We start from the raw sequence: 13,999 nt of genomic DNA on the forward strand, positions 1-13,999 counted from the left end.
AATACTCTAATTGATTAATAATTAAACATTTAAGTTGTAGGAAGATTGAGAAACTTCTAATTTAAATGATTCCATTAAGCATAGCGAAACGAATTAAAGCAACCGTGTTACGCGAATTTGTCTTATCAATGAGGGTTTGCCGATGGTTCTCGATAGTTCGTTTGCTGGTGAATAGTTTATCTGCGATCTCCTGGTTAGTAAAACCCTCCGCGATCAAGCCTAAAATTTCAATCTCCCGGGTGGAGAATTCGATATCCTGGATATTTTCATGACTAACCGGATCGGGAATAGTCAGCAATCTATTCAAAAAGCGGATAGAGAGTTCTGAACAAATATAAGCGGTGTGTTGATGGGTATGTTTAATAGCAAAGATCAACTCATCCGGACTGACGCTTTTTAGGAGATAGCCGCTTGCTCCGGATTGAAACGCTTTGATGACATATTTTTCATGATCAAGAGCACTTAGGATGATGACCTTACTTTGAGGAAAATCATTTTTAATTCGCTCAGTCAGTTCCAACCCACCCATCACCGGCATGTTCATATCTGCCAGGATAATATCCGCATTCGTGCCTTTGTTAAGGAGATCAAGGACATCAGCTCCATTGGTTGCTTCACCGGTTATGACAAAGTCTTTCTCCTTTTCCAGCAGGGATTTTATACCTCCCCGCACAATATGGTGATCCTCTGCTAATATGATATGGATCATGATCTGTTAGTTAAGGTGCGTTTTTGATTGGAGTCGTTATCGAGTGTGATCCTTACGATGGTACCTGTTCCAGGTATTGATTCAATATGTAAGTGACCATGATATAAGCCCATTCTATTTTTTATACTGCTCAAACCTGATCCTGAGGGTATCTCTTCCTGCTCTTCTACCTTAAATCCTTTGCCGTTATCTTTTACGCATATCTCTATTATTCTGTTTTTCTTTATTTCAATATTGATCAGGTCGGCAGTTGAATGCTTCATACAATTATTGACCAACTCTTGTATTATCCTGAAAATGCCGATCTCCAGTTGAAGATCCAGCCTTTCATGAAAACCAACAATTCTTGTTTTGATCAGCATGTTTGGGGTCGATAAGCGTTTGGCCAGTTCTTCTATCGTAGCTGGCAAGCCAAAATCAGCTAAAATTGATGGCGCTAATTCAAAGGAGATATTACGCGTTTCCAGGATGGCCATATCCAGTAATTCATTTACATTACGAACCACCTCTCTTGAATCATTGCAATCCTCAAGCGTTCCTAACTTAATTCTGATGCTGTATAATAACTGGCTAACGCTGTCATGCAAGGCATCACTGATCCGTCTGCGTTCATTTTCTTCTGCGCGAAGCGTAGCCAAAATAATATTTTTTTGCGAATCATGTTTTAACCTGGCCGATTCTTCTTCTATCTGTCTTTTTTCGCTAATATCCATCATGATACCCACGAAGCGGTGGGGCTGTCCCTCTTCGGTGATCACATGCCCGCGTATACTGGCATATCGCATATGTCCGCTGCTGTTAATGAAACGACATACCAAGTCAATGGCTTTTTGATTATTCAATGAGGTGCGAAAATGTTGATCGACCATATCCCTGTCGTCTGGATGAATGAGTTGTATAAATGTTTGATATTTACCGTCAAACTTATCGCCGGGTATGGCACAAGTTTGGTAATTGAACTCATCCAGGTAAAACTTCATGGTATCCAGTTCCAACTCCCAGGTGCCAGCAGATGAAGCTTCCAGGGCGAGCTCCAGCCGTTCCTTGGTTTTGGCAAGGCTTTTTTCGGCATTTACCCTTTTCGTAATATCAATAACCGCGATATCACATTGTAAAGGAAGCGTGGGTATTGGCGTAATGGCAATACCTTCCATCTGTACATAAAACTCAGTCCCCTTTTTGGATGTCATCTTCACATGGCAATTTTGCCTTTGACCAGAATTCAGCATTTCCCGGTAAAACCGGTGATAGGTATCTGAATATTCCGCCGCCACAAAAAACTGCAATCTATTTTTAATAATATCTCCTTTACCTGTTTCGAGTAAGTTTACCCCTTCGTTATTTACCTCATTGATGATGCCATATTTATCCAAGATGAAATAACCAATTGGCGCCAGATCATAAATACCTGCGAATTTGAGTTGCTGCAGTTCCAGTTGTTCATTAGCAATTCTTAATTCATCATTCTGCATCTCCAGTTCCACCTGGTGCATCTGTAATTCCTGGAACAGCATTTCCATACTTTTCCCGTTTAGAACAGAATCCGACTGTTTATAGGCAGCGTTCGATTTTTCGTCCTTGGATGATATTACCGCTTTATTTTCTACTTTCTTTCTGTTCATTAATCATGACTACGATTAAAGGCGTAGTATTTGTTTCCTCCGCAAAAGGCTTAGCTGTCAACTCAAACGTTCTTGGTTCCTTTTCGCCAATGTTAATCAGTGCGCTTTGCGTTACCCGTGTTCTTAAACATTTATTTAACAACTGATCCGGTATTTCTGTTTTCCAACGTTCCTTTAAAAAGCCTCCAAGGCTTTTTCCAAAAACGTCTTTCTCAGCTATCTGAAATATCTCCAGGAACCTGGTGTTGACAGCTAGCACCGACAGTTCTATGTCTAATTGTATCACAGCTTCACCGATCGTATTCATTAAACTTGCTGAATAGTCCTGTAAAACCTGCAGTCTGGATTGCATTTGTTTATAATCGGTAACCAAAGTAAAAGTAAGTACTGCTCCGGATATAAAGTTGTCCAGCGTACGGTAAGGCATAATGCGGATCCTGTACCATTCATTATGCTTTGTTTTAACATCAATTTCCTTTATGGTTAGTTTATCAATCACCTCTTTGATGTCATTTTCATCAAAGGGAGTTTCAAAATTAGAAACCACATGCACGATCGGCCGGCCAACATCTGTGGGGATAAGGTTAAACAATTTGCGTACCTGGGGAGTATATCGGAGTATATCAAGATTGTTATCCAGGAACATCGTACCGATCTCTGTAGCATCAAGCAAGTTTTTCATATCGTTGTTCAAGCGGGTAAGTTCTTCCGCCTTAGCTTGATACTGCATATTAATGGTCATCAGCTCTTCGTTGAGTGACTGCATTTCTTCCTTAGTGGTCAGTGATTCTTCATTGGTACTTTGCAGTTCTTCATTGGTACTTTGTAATTCCTCGTTGGTTGATTTTAGTTCTTCCAGGGAGGTTTCCATTTGCTCGATCGTATTATTGAGCCTTTGTTTGGTATAAACCAGTTCTTTTTCTAATTCTTTAGCGTTTGAGTTATCTTTTGTGATTACACCTGTGCGAGGTTTTTTCCCGAGCAATCCCTGATCTTCAAATACCAGCAGTACAAGCTCCTCCATGCCTGGTTCACGAAGGGCGCTGGCTTTCAAACTCACCATCCTGACGTGTTTATCCTCTTTTAATTTAACAGCTTCCGTAATAACCGTTCCTTCCTGAGCAATTGCCTGATGTATGCTGTTACCGATCACATATTTCAATTCTTCTCTTGCCATTTTATGAATGTTCACAACCGCCTCTCCACTGGGAAGCTCCAGGTACTTACCGGATTTACCATTAGAGTACAGAATATCTCCTTTCTCATTCACCAGCACAGATGCAGGAGTAAATTTATCGATCAGCACCTTATTAAATATGGCAACTACTGATTTTTCGCTGGCGGTTGATCTGGGATCTTCTATTTTGGTGATATTCATTGGTTGTTTAGCTACATGAAAAGGAAAATCAATGATCTTGTTCATCTGGATATTACCTTTTTTACGTTCAAACAGCTTCCATTTGGGGTCTATAGCAGCGAACATATCCGTGAACCCGCCTATGGTCTCGGCAGGGCCCATAAACATGATACCATTTGTATTTAGCGCATAGTAAAACAAAGGAATGATCTTCCTCTGCAGCTCTGTCGTAAAATAGATCAGCATATTGCGGCAGCAAAGCAGGTCCAGCCTGATAAAAGGGGCATCTTTGATCAGGTTCTGCTGTGCGAAAACAATCATTTCCCGCAACTCTTTCTTTACGGAATACTGTTCCTCTTTTTTAACGAAGAACCTTTCTATACGTTCAGGTGAAACATCGGCAGCAATATTACTATGATAAACACCCGCACGGGCTATATCAAGCGCGTCCGCATCCAGGTCTGTTGCGTATATTTGTATCCGAGATTTGTCTTTGCTTTTATACGTATCCAGGCACTCGATCAGCAACATGGCTACGGAATAGGCCTCCTCTCCTGTTGAACACCCGGCAACCCATACCCGAACAGATTCTTTCTTGGTTTTAGCTTGTATCACATGAGATAATTTGTTCTTCAGCGAATCAAAAGCGGCTGAATCCCTAAAAAACTTGGTAACGCCGATCAGCAGTTCGTTAAACAGGGTGTCGATCTCCTGCGGGTTTTCCTGGAGATAGTCCACATAATGTCCATAATCCGGCAGTTGATAATACGCGATCCGCCTGTCGATCCGGCGTGTAATGGTGTTTTTTTTATAAGATGCAAAATCATTCCCGGTATGGGAACGCAGCAGCATCAGTATTTTTTGAATGGCATTCGCATTCTCTATGGATGATTTTACCTGATCAGAAGCCTCCTCGGCAAGTACAGGGTGGCTCATATACCGGATCAGTTTTTGTGGCATTTCTTCTGGCGACAGCACAAAATCCACCAGGTTAGTGCCCACGGCGGCCAGGGGCATGCTATCGTATTCGGCAGTTTCCGGATCCTGCACCATGGTTAAACCCAGTTTTTCCTTGATCATCCGGATCCCGGTCTCCCCGTCAGATCCCATCCCGGAGAAAATAATGGCCACTGATCTATTCCATTGGTCTTCAGCCAGGCTCTGCAAAAAATAATCAATAGGCTGCCGGATGCCGGTAGGTTTCGATGGGGCCAGTAAAAGCAGCTTCCGGTTATGGATACCCATATCTTTATTGGGTGGCAGCAAGTAAACTTTATTCTGTTCTATTGCGATCCCGTCAGTCGCCTCAATAACCGGCATAGCAGTATAACGCTGCATGACCTCGGTAAGCTGGCTTTTGTAATGCGGATCCAGGTGCATAATGATCACGAACGACATACCGCTATCTGCAGGCATATGTGTAAAGAACTTTTCAAATGACGAAAAGGAGCCGGCGGAACCGCCGATACCTACCACGGGAAATGATTTGTCTTTTTGTTTTCCCATTGTCGCAGATCTTCTTTTTACACTGACTTCGGGCTTTATCTTTTTTATTGGTTTAACCATTTCCTATGGCATTATTTGATCAGATGACGATAAAGGTTAAAAGTAATTATAATTAATAGCGATACCTCAATTATTCCCGAAAGATGTTCCCTCTTGTCAAATCCTTTAAGTACAATTGAGTATTTACACCATGTCCCTGGTGTATTTATACCCTCCATGTAAAAATCCGTACCGTTAATTTTGAAAGACACAATTCATGTATAACTAAAAACCGCATCAGGCCATCCGGTGCGAAGTAGCTTTTAGTTGATATCCCTTAAATTTTCAAAATGGCTTTTTTAGATCATATATTAGAGATACCTGCTTATGGTTGGAAGGATGAACAGGGAGACCTGATCAAACCTACAGCCGGACAAATATTAAAGGAATTTTTTTCAAGATTAAATATCTTTAAAACCCGCAAAAACTGGCTGCCATTTTTTAGCTGGCTGAAAGTATTATGCTTGCTCCCCTTCTTCGTAGTATTTCTGCTGTACTTTTTAAGCTGGTGGACAATACTTGCAGCTTTCGTTTACAGCATGATCATTATGGGTACGCATGGCACTATCTGGCATCATCGTTATTGTACCCATGGCGCCTACACTTTCCGCAATAAATTCTGGCGTTTTGTTACCCAAAATTTGACGATCAGCGTTATTCCGGAAGAGATTTATGTAATATCCCACCATGTACATCATGCCAAATCCGATCAGCCGGGCGATCCCTATAACGCGCAAGCTGGTTTTTTATATTGCTTTTTGGCGGATGTTAATCATCAGCCTATCGCGAAAGATTTGAGCGAAGGCGATTATTGTAGGGTTAGATCGTTGATGAAACACACCGGAGTACAGGCTAATACTTACAAGCAATATCAGCATTGGGGCTCTTATGTTAATCCCTGGAGGGCCTTGTTATCCTGGCTACTGAACTGGTCTTTCTGGTACCTGACATTTTATTTGGTAGGTGGTCATGCACTGGCATGCAGTCTGTTTGGGGCGGCCGGTTTCTGGGCTGTAGGTGTACGCACTTTTAATTATGAGGGGCATGCCAAAGGCATGGATAAACAGCGCGAAGGCGTTGATTACAGCCAGAAGGATAAATCAATCAATCAGGTTTGGCCGGGATTGGTAGCCGGGGAGTGGCATAATAATCACCACTTGTTCCCCAAAAGCGCAAGAAGCGGTTTTAAGCCTTTACAAATTGATCTGGCCTGGTATTACATTAAACTGATGAGCATACTGGGCGCGGTAAGTCATTATAAAGATTTTAAAAAACAGTTTTATGAACAGTATCACTTGCCGTATCAGCGAGAAAAGGAACTTGATGTTAAAAAGGGGCTCTCTAAATCTTTTGCATGATCTTTAATAATCAATCTAAAAATTCAGAAGTCTCTGAAATGTAATATTATTGAGGTGGATATCTTTTGGGTGAACAATTAATTAATTCAGTTGTCCTTGGATAACACAAAAACAAGAGGAGCTATCGGCTTATGGAGTCTATGGTAAAAAGGAATAATGTAAAGGTTATCGGCAAAGGAGACCAGGTTATATTATTCGCGCATGGATTCGGATGCGATCAGCAGTCCTGGAAATATATTGTAGATGCTTTTACCGATGATTATCGGGTAGTGCTTTTTGATTATGTAGGTTCAGGAAAATCGGATCTGAACCAATATGATTCAGTCAAATACGGTAACCTGAATGGCTATGCCGAGGACGTATTGGATATTTGCGAAGCGCTGGAGTTAAAGGATATTATTTTTGTCGGGCATTCCGTCAGCAGCATGATCGGTTTACTTGCCGCGATAAAAGAACCAACTTATTTTCAGAAACTGGTGTTTATAGGTCCCTCCCCCCGTTATTTAAATGACGCGGATTATACGGGCGGCTTTGAGCGTACCGATTTGGAAAGCTTATTCGAGTTCATGGATAGTAATTATTTGGGGTGGTCGAGTGCTTTAGCTCCCGCGATTATGGGTAATCCTGATCGTCCAGAACTGGGCGAATTTCTTACAGATAGCTTTTGTTCCAATGATCCGGTAATAGCCAGGGAGTTTGCTAAAGTAACTTTCTTCTCCGATAACAGGGCCGATTTGTCCAAACTTCGCATAAAAAGTCTTACCTTACAATGTTCTGATGATATCATCGCACCGCTTCAGGTAGGAAATTATGTAAACAAGCATATTTCTAATAATTCATTATTCATCATGAGGGCGACCGGCCATTGTCCGCATATCAGTGAACCTGAAGAAACGATCAGGGCCATTAAAGCTTTCATATAATTAGAATTCAAATTTCACCGTGTCACTGCAAGTAGATAAGAACCTTTTAGATGCATTAATTGATACAGAAACCCTATACCAGGAGGCCCCTTGCGGCTATGTATCGTTGCTACCGGATGGAACGATCATCAAACTCAATAATACCTTGCTGACCTGGCTCAACTATACAACGAAATCATTATTGTACAAAAAAAAATTTTCCGACTTACTTTCAAAAGGAGGAAAGGTTCATTTTGAGATGTTCTTTAAGCCAATGATCACTGTCAGGGGGCATATCAAGGAACTAAGTTATGAGATCCTGAAAAAAGATGGATCTGTTTTGCCGGTTCTGTTAAGCGCCAAAGCTATGAAAGACGCTTTGGGTAGCGTAATGGCAATTAATATGGCCGTATATGATATCACTGATCGTAAGTCATATGAGGTGGAACTCCTAAAAGCCAAAAAGACAGCTGAGGACGAAAAAAGGACTTTTCAGTTTTTGGCTGATCTTATCCCTGAAATGATATGGACAGCTAACGCTGATGGTGATATCGACTATGTCAATCAGCGTTTTGTTCAATATTTTAATTTACCGGAAAGGAATTTTAATCTTTCATCAGTAGCTTCCAGAATTTTTAAAGAAGATCGAAAAAAATTCCTTAACGCCTGGAGAGAAAGTATAAGGGCCGGCACCGATTTGCATATAGAAATAAGATTGGATAATTACCAGGGTAATTCGGAATGGCATTTGATTAAAGCCGTTCCATATATCAACCAGGATGGGCTTGTTACTAAATGGTTTGGTTCCTGTATCAGCACCGAAGAACATATTATGGCGCTAAAGGCCAAAGATGATTTTATCAGTATTGCCAGCCATGAACTAAAAACACCCATCACCAGTTTAAAAGGAACTTTGCAGTTGATGGACAAAATAAAAAACAATCATCCGGATCCTTTGCTGCACAAAATGATAGACCGCGCAAACAGAAATGTAAATAAAACAATTTCGCTGATCGACGACCTGTTGAACGTGAGCCGTATTAATGAAGGACAGTTGTATTTAAATAAAAAACGGTCGGTTATTTTTGATCTGATCAACGATTGTTGCAGTCATATCAAATACGAAACTGGTTATGATATCTTAATAGAAGGTGATTCATCGATTGAAGCAGATATAGATGAAGGTCGCATTGAGCAAGTGATCATCAACTTTATTAATAATGCCATTAAATATGCACCTGAAAGTAAATTAATTGAAGTTGGTTACGAAAAAAATGGACAGCATGTTAAAATCGAGGTAACCGACAAAGGTCCGGGTATATCGCCAGAAAAATTATTTCACCTGTTCGAACGTTATTACCAGGTGAAAAACAACAGTAGCGGAAATGCGGGATTAGGGCTTGGCCTTTATATTTGCGCGGAGATCATTAAAAAGCACAATGGTAAGATCGGGGTTAAAAGTGAATTGGGAAAAGGAAGTACTTTTTGGTTTACTTTGCCCGCAAACATGTAAGAAGCACATCATACACTTGACGATTATTACCTTGAATAGTTATCTTACATTATCATTATTACCTTATAGATTATTTATTCAATTGCCTTTTTCTTGCTGATCACTCTCCGCTTCGGCTTTTTTAGCTTCTTCCAGCAAATTGGTAGCGATCGGGTTAGCAGCCAGTAATTTAGCGAACCATACCAGGTTCGAGGTCATATATCGAAGGGTTTTATTAGTGTATAAATAGCGTTCTCCTCCTGCTTCAACATAATCTTTTTCACCGCCCGCCATGCCTACCCAGTAGGCATTCACATTCGGTGGGATGGTAAATCCAACTTCCTGTAAGGCCCAGAGAACCTGTGCCGCACAGCTGTGCGCACCATCTTCATTCCCGGTGATCAGGCAACCACCAACCTTGCCATAAGGCATGTATTGCCCGTTTTCCTTGTTACTCAATTCCTCATCCCGAAAAATAGCGTCCAAACGTTCGATAACTTTTTGCGAAGTGGATGCCAAATTCCCCATCCATATCGGTGTGGCAATAATAAAAATTTGGCAAGCCTTAATTTTACTGAGGATGAGCGGCCACTGATCCCCGTCGCCTTCATCCGAAGAATTGCCGGTCAGAATATTATAATCATTTAAGCGGACGATCTCGGTTTCAAAGCCTTCTGCCTGTAATTGTTTAGCCGCTTTTTCGGCCATCGCACCTGTATTGGAAAACGCTGATTTACGTTTAAGTGTGCAATTAATGATGAATGCTTTCATGGGTTTTGCGTTTAAAAAAAGCCGCTTTTATAGGGCGGCTTTTTTTGATGTTTAAGACATTTTAATTTCTCGCACTATCGCGCAAAGCTTTGATCTGATCATGCGCGGCTTTAATTTCCTCTGCCTGGCTTGAAACAGTTTCTACTGCGCTTGGTGGCAACTCACCACCATTTAACGCATCCTGGTAAGACCTTTTAATGGCATCCTCACCGCGTTCTGCTTCTGAAAGAATGCTTGCCCGGTCGCTTCCACCAAAGATCGATTTCACATCGATCCAGGCACGGTGTAAAGAACCGCCAACGCTGGTACCGGTTTCCACTTCACCGTAAGCGCCCACCAAAGCGGCCAATTCCTGGCCGTTCTTCCGGCTTTGTCCGGCATACCCCTGAAATAATGACTTTAGGTCAACGTTTTCATCTTTGATATCCGCAATTGCTTTTTCAAAACCGGCTACACGGTCGTTGTTAATTTCGATCAGGTCGTTCAATACACCTGCTGATTTTTCTGTAGATTCCATTTTGTTTTTCTTTTGATAGACTAAGCTATAACCCAATACCGTGCCATTGTCTTGATAACCCGACAAGGCCCCTATTCAGACGGTGCAATCCCACAGACATCTGTATGTTTTGCAGGAATAGTGTAATCATTAGGTAAAAACAGATATAAGCACATTGATGAAAACATCAATGTGCGTTTTAAGCCGCATACCCAAGAGACAATTATCAAATACACTACTAAAATATCCGGCTTTGGTGTCGCCCTCACTTAAGTGCCATTCAGCCGGATATTTTCGGAGGCTTGATATTCTTGAAGCTGGTAATCAATGAATCAATAATGCCTGATTAACGCCACTTACCTTTACTTTCAGCCGCATTATAAGCGGTGATTCGTTTTAAGATGTAAGATAAGATCGAAGCAAAAACCACGTAGCCTACAAAAATGAAATAGCCGGGTTGAAGTGATGTATTATTCACCGTTGTGGTAGTTAAGAGGCTGTTATGGATATTCAAATTGGAAAGCTGGCTTTTTAAAATTCCGTTCAGGCCGATATAGGTCATCAGAATGCCAACCACCATCACGTCTGCCATATCCCATTTGGCTGATTCAAAAGCTAAATACCGTACAACTTTATTTTCAGCAATCATTTTCGGGCTTAAGATATGAATACCCTTGGCGACCAACCTCAGCACCGGCAAAATAATAATGAATACCATGATCAGCACCCCTATTAACACGGCGTCGGGTTTGGATTGTTTGATCAGTGTTTCAACAATACCGAGTATGCTTTTACTCTGAAAGAATAGGATTTGGTTTTCGAAAGCCACTTTTTCACCCAACAGCATAAAATTAAAGCTTTGAATACGGGCATCAACTTCAATGATCGAGGCGGTGATGCCAACCGCCAGCAAAACGAAGGCGAACAGCAGCGACATAACAAAAAGTATCGTTTGTAAATGCACCTGCTTTCTCATCAGCAACCATAGTACCAGGGCCATCACAACACAGCCAAGCATGGCTAACGCATAATTATAGGTAACGGTACGAATAGCCGTTAGCTGGCTATTGATCCGGTTATTAAAGGCAACAGGATCTGCCACATGGTATTTGCGGTATTCGTATTTCGTGATCTCGTAATTAGCAGTACTGGTACTATCATAAATCTGCTTACCCAACTGGTTTATTTTGCTGGTAGCAATATTTTTCAACCTTTCCGTGCTGGCCGGGCTATTGACCTTATCAACAATTGTTTTGGCGAACGAGGGTACTTGCGCCTGGATATCATCAGCATTAACCATGGCATTGAAGGCCAGCTTTTTCAACTTACCGCCTAAGGTTTTTTGTGGCTGGTTAATCTCTGCAACCGTTTTATTGATCAGGCTATGCAGTTGTTGCTCTACCTGCGCCTGTAACGCCTTCTTTTGAGCAGGTGTCATTTTAAAATCACCTATCTGGTGATTGACCACTTCGGTGATACGATCCCGCCATTGGTCTACAGAAAAAAGACCAAACGTAATGTTATTAGACATACTATAATCCTCTTTGATCTGCTCCTGCTCGCTGGAAAGTGCATGCAGGCGGAACCCAAAATAAGCCTCGCCACAAAGCAAGATTCCCAACGCAACGATAAGGATGAATTGAGGCAACCCAAATCTCTTTGTTTCTTTATTTTGTTGTTGATTTGTCAAGGTGATAATTGATTTGAATTCTATTTTTATAGGATCTAATGCGAGTCATAAGGTGTAATGTTCTTTAGGATAGTAGAAAGCACCAATCCATACAACACGAAACTGATGAATATGATATACCCCGGCTGTAATGCGGTATTATTGGTTGTGAGGATTGTTAAAAAGTCGCTCTTGATATTCAGGCCAGATAACTGGCTTTCCAGTAAACCGTTCAAACCGATATAGGTCATCAATATGGCGATTACGATAACGTCTGCCATACTCCATTTCCCGGATTGAAAGGCGAAGTATTTGATGACTTTGTTTTCTGCCAGCTTTCTTTTACTGAGGAGGTGTATGCCGGTAGAGGTTAGTTTCATGATTGGAAAGAGAATACTAAAGGCCAGGATCAGGATGCCCACCCCTATCGAATCGACAGCCGGCTGTTTGACCAACACCTCTACTACATCCAGGATACTTTTACTTTGAAAAAATAGCACCTGGTTTTTAAAAACAACGTGTTCCCCTAAAAGTACAAAGTCCAATGATTTGATCCGCGCATCTACCTCGATCATGGAAGCCGTTAATCCCACAGCGAGCAGGATAAAGGCAAACAGCAATGACATCACAAATAACGTGGCGTGTAATTCAACGCGTTTTCTAAATAGCCACCACAATATAAGCACTACCACAACACAGCCCAGCATACCAAAAGAGTAAGCATAAGTGGTGGTACGGATGTTGGCCAGAGATGAAGTCAGTTTGTTATTTAATTTCTCAGATGAAGAAGCATGATATTTGCGGAACATCGTATTTCTCACCGAATCATTGGCAGTAATTGTGCTATCTAAAGAACCACTTTGTTGCGCCTGGTCAAACTTGTTTAATGCCAGCGTACTTAATTTGTTTTTACTATCGGGATTATCCACCTTGGCGAGGATGGTCTTAGCAAAGGCTGGGACCTGAGCCTTGATCTTATCCGTATTCACAAAAGTTTTAACTACCAGTTTCTTCAGCTTCCCTCCGATAGAGGTCGGCTTTTTATTGACCAGCGCCTCGGCTTTATTGATCAGGGCCAGCAGGATCTGCTGTACTTCTACCTGGAGTTCTTTTTTTTGTTTAGGGGTAAGCTTAAAATGGCGAACCTGGTGATTAACGATACCGGCAACCTTGTCTCGCCACTGATCAACAGAGAACAGGCCCAAAGTAATGTTATTGACATTGGAATAGTCTTCCTTGATACTCTCCTGCTGATCAGAAAGGGTGTGCAACCGGTAACCAAAATATCCTTCCCCACATAACAGGATGCCCAGGCCCAGGATAAGTAAAAGTTTAGCGACTTTAAATTCCTTATGGCCGCCGGTTTGTTTTTTCTCAGTCAATTCCTCGTAATTTAAATTGTGGTAGGTAATGAACAGTAAAAAATAATTAATGTTTTTGCTTGTTCATTGGCCTCATCAATTATCACTAACAATCGCTTTTTTCTTACGCTGTTTATTTACGCTGTGAGGTTTCAGGAAATTATAGGTAAAAGCCAGGCCCATATATTGCGTACCCCGGTTATTATTGGTGCCATCATAAAATACATAACCCTGGGTTACCGCTATGGCTATAGTTTCCGAAATATTGAAATTAATACTATTGCATATCTCAGTCATTAACCCCTGTTTAGCTCCTAAAACATAACCAGCACCCAGGCATAATGCCTCCGCAAAACGCCCTTTGGAGAAAACGTTTATTGTTGGCCTGAATTCCAGGTAATGCGAGGTGTCGCCACTCAGGGTATTGGTATAACCGGTTGCCAGACCTATATCAAATATACCATAGGTGCGTCCAAACTCTATAGCCGGTGCGAAACGCTTTGCAAAACCGCCTTTGGTATTCACAAAAACATTAGTATTTACAGAAAGGTAATAGTATCGGGGTTCCTTGTTTTCTTTGGATGTATCCGATTCTGTAGTGCTATCCCGTTTTGACAGCAGTGCCTTAGCTACAATTGGCGCGGTTGGTGGCTTTTGTGCAAAAGCTACGGTGGTCATTAGAAAGCAAATGAGCGTAAATAATTGTTTCATAATTGG

The 13,999-nt window shown here is 41.4% G+C and carries 11 protein-coding genes; 3 read left to right on the top strand and 8 right to left on the bottom strand.

The window, feature by feature from the left end:
* Nucleotides 1–61 precede the first annotated feature (61 nt).
* Genes BW976_RS02405 through BW976_RS02415 form a run of 3 tightly spaced genes read right to left on the bottom strand, consistent with a single transcriptional unit; the run spans nt 62 to nt 5,194 of the window.
* Nucleotides 62–709 (bottom strand): response regulator transcription factor, encoded by a 648-nt coding sequence (locus tag BW976_RS02405; protein ID WP_076370003.1) that lies wholly within the window; start codon nt 707–709, stop codon nt 62–64.
* Nucleotides 706–2,331, bottom strand: a complete 1,626-nt coding sequence (locus BW976_RS02410) for a PAS domain-containing sensor histidine kinase (RefSeq protein ID WP_076370005.1) — start codon at nt 2,329–2,331, stop codon at nt 706–708. Before BW976_RS02410 ends, BW976_RS02405 begins: the two co-directional genes overlap by 4 nt.
* Nucleotides 2,306–5,194 carry a CheR family methyltransferase gene (locus BW976_RS02415; protein ID WP_076370629.1) on the bottom strand — a complete coding sequence of 963 codons (2,889 nt, stop codon included), beginning with the start codon at nt 5,192–5,194 and terminating at the stop codon, nt 2,306–2,308. Before BW976_RS02415 ends, BW976_RS02410 begins: the two co-directional genes overlap by 26 nt.
* Nucleotides 5,195–5,523: 329 nt before the next feature.
* Here BW976_RS02415 and BW976_RS02420 point away from each other — a divergent pair, with 329 nt between their 5' ends.
* From BW976_RS02420 to BW976_RS02430, 3 genes are all read left to right on the top strand, one after another.
* Nucleotides 5,524–6,591, top strand: coding sequence for a fatty acid desaturase (locus BW976_RS02420; RefSeq protein WP_076370007.1), 1,068 nt, complete (start codon nt 5,524–5,526; stop codon nt 6,589–6,591).
* Nucleotides 6,592–6,731: 140 nt separating this feature from the next.
* Nucleotides 6,732–7,514 carry an alpha/beta fold hydrolase gene (locus tag BW976_RS02425; protein WP_245834603.1) on the top strand — a complete coding sequence of 261 codons (783 nt, stop codon included), beginning with the start codon at nt 6,732–6,734 and terminating at the stop codon, nt 7,512–7,514.
* A 19-nt stretch (nt 7,515–7,533) separates the two neighbouring features.
* Complete coding sequence (locus tag BW976_RS02430) at nt 7,534–9,006, top strand: sensor histidine kinase (protein WP_076370011.1); 1,473 nt, start codon at nt 7,534–7,536, stop codon at nt 9,004–9,006.
* Between the two features lie 78 nt (nt 9,007–9,084).
* On the opposite strand, the gene BW976_RS02435 is transcribed toward BW976_RS02430, so the two are convergent.
* From BW976_RS02435 to BW976_RS02455, 5 genes are all read right to left on the bottom strand, one after another.
* On the bottom strand, nt 9,085–9,756 hold the full coding sequence (locus BW976_RS02435) for a flavodoxin family protein (RefSeq protein WP_076370012.1): 672 nt from the start codon (nt 9,754–9,756) through the stop codon (nt 9,085–9,087).
* A 61-nt stretch (nt 9,757–9,817) separates the two neighbouring features.
* Nucleotides 9,818–10,273 (bottom strand): ferritin-like domain-containing protein, encoded by a 456-nt coding sequence (locus BW976_RS02440; protein ID WP_076370631.1) that lies wholly within the window; start codon nt 10,271–10,273, stop codon nt 9,818–9,820.
* 325 nt (nt 10,274–10,598) lie between these two features.
* Nucleotides 10,599–11,942 (bottom strand): paraquat-inducible protein A, encoded by a 1,344-nt coding sequence (locus BW976_RS02445; RefSeq protein WP_139332172.1) that lies wholly within the window; start codon nt 11,940–11,942, stop codon nt 10,599–10,601.
* 35 nt (nt 11,943–11,977) lie between these two features.
* A complete protein-coding gene (locus BW976_RS02450) occupies nt 11,978–13,303 on the bottom strand; it encodes a paraquat-inducible protein A (RefSeq protein ID WP_076370016.1) in 1,326 nt (441 codons plus the stop codon).
* A 75-nt stretch (nt 13,304–13,378) separates the two neighbouring features.
* The gene (locus BW976_RS02455) at nt 13,379–13,993 is read right to left on the bottom strand and encodes a hypothetical protein (protein WP_139332173.1); all 615 of its coding nucleotides are present in this window, start codon (nt 13,991–13,993) and stop codon (nt 13,379–13,381) included.
* Nucleotides 13,994–13,999: the final 6 nt, after the last annotated feature.

Source organism: Mucilaginibacter lappiensis (assembly GCF_900155965.1).
Taxonomy (GTDB): domain Bacteria; phylum Bacteroidota; class Bacteroidia; order Sphingobacteriales; family Sphingobacteriaceae; genus Mucilaginibacter; species Mucilaginibacter lappiensis.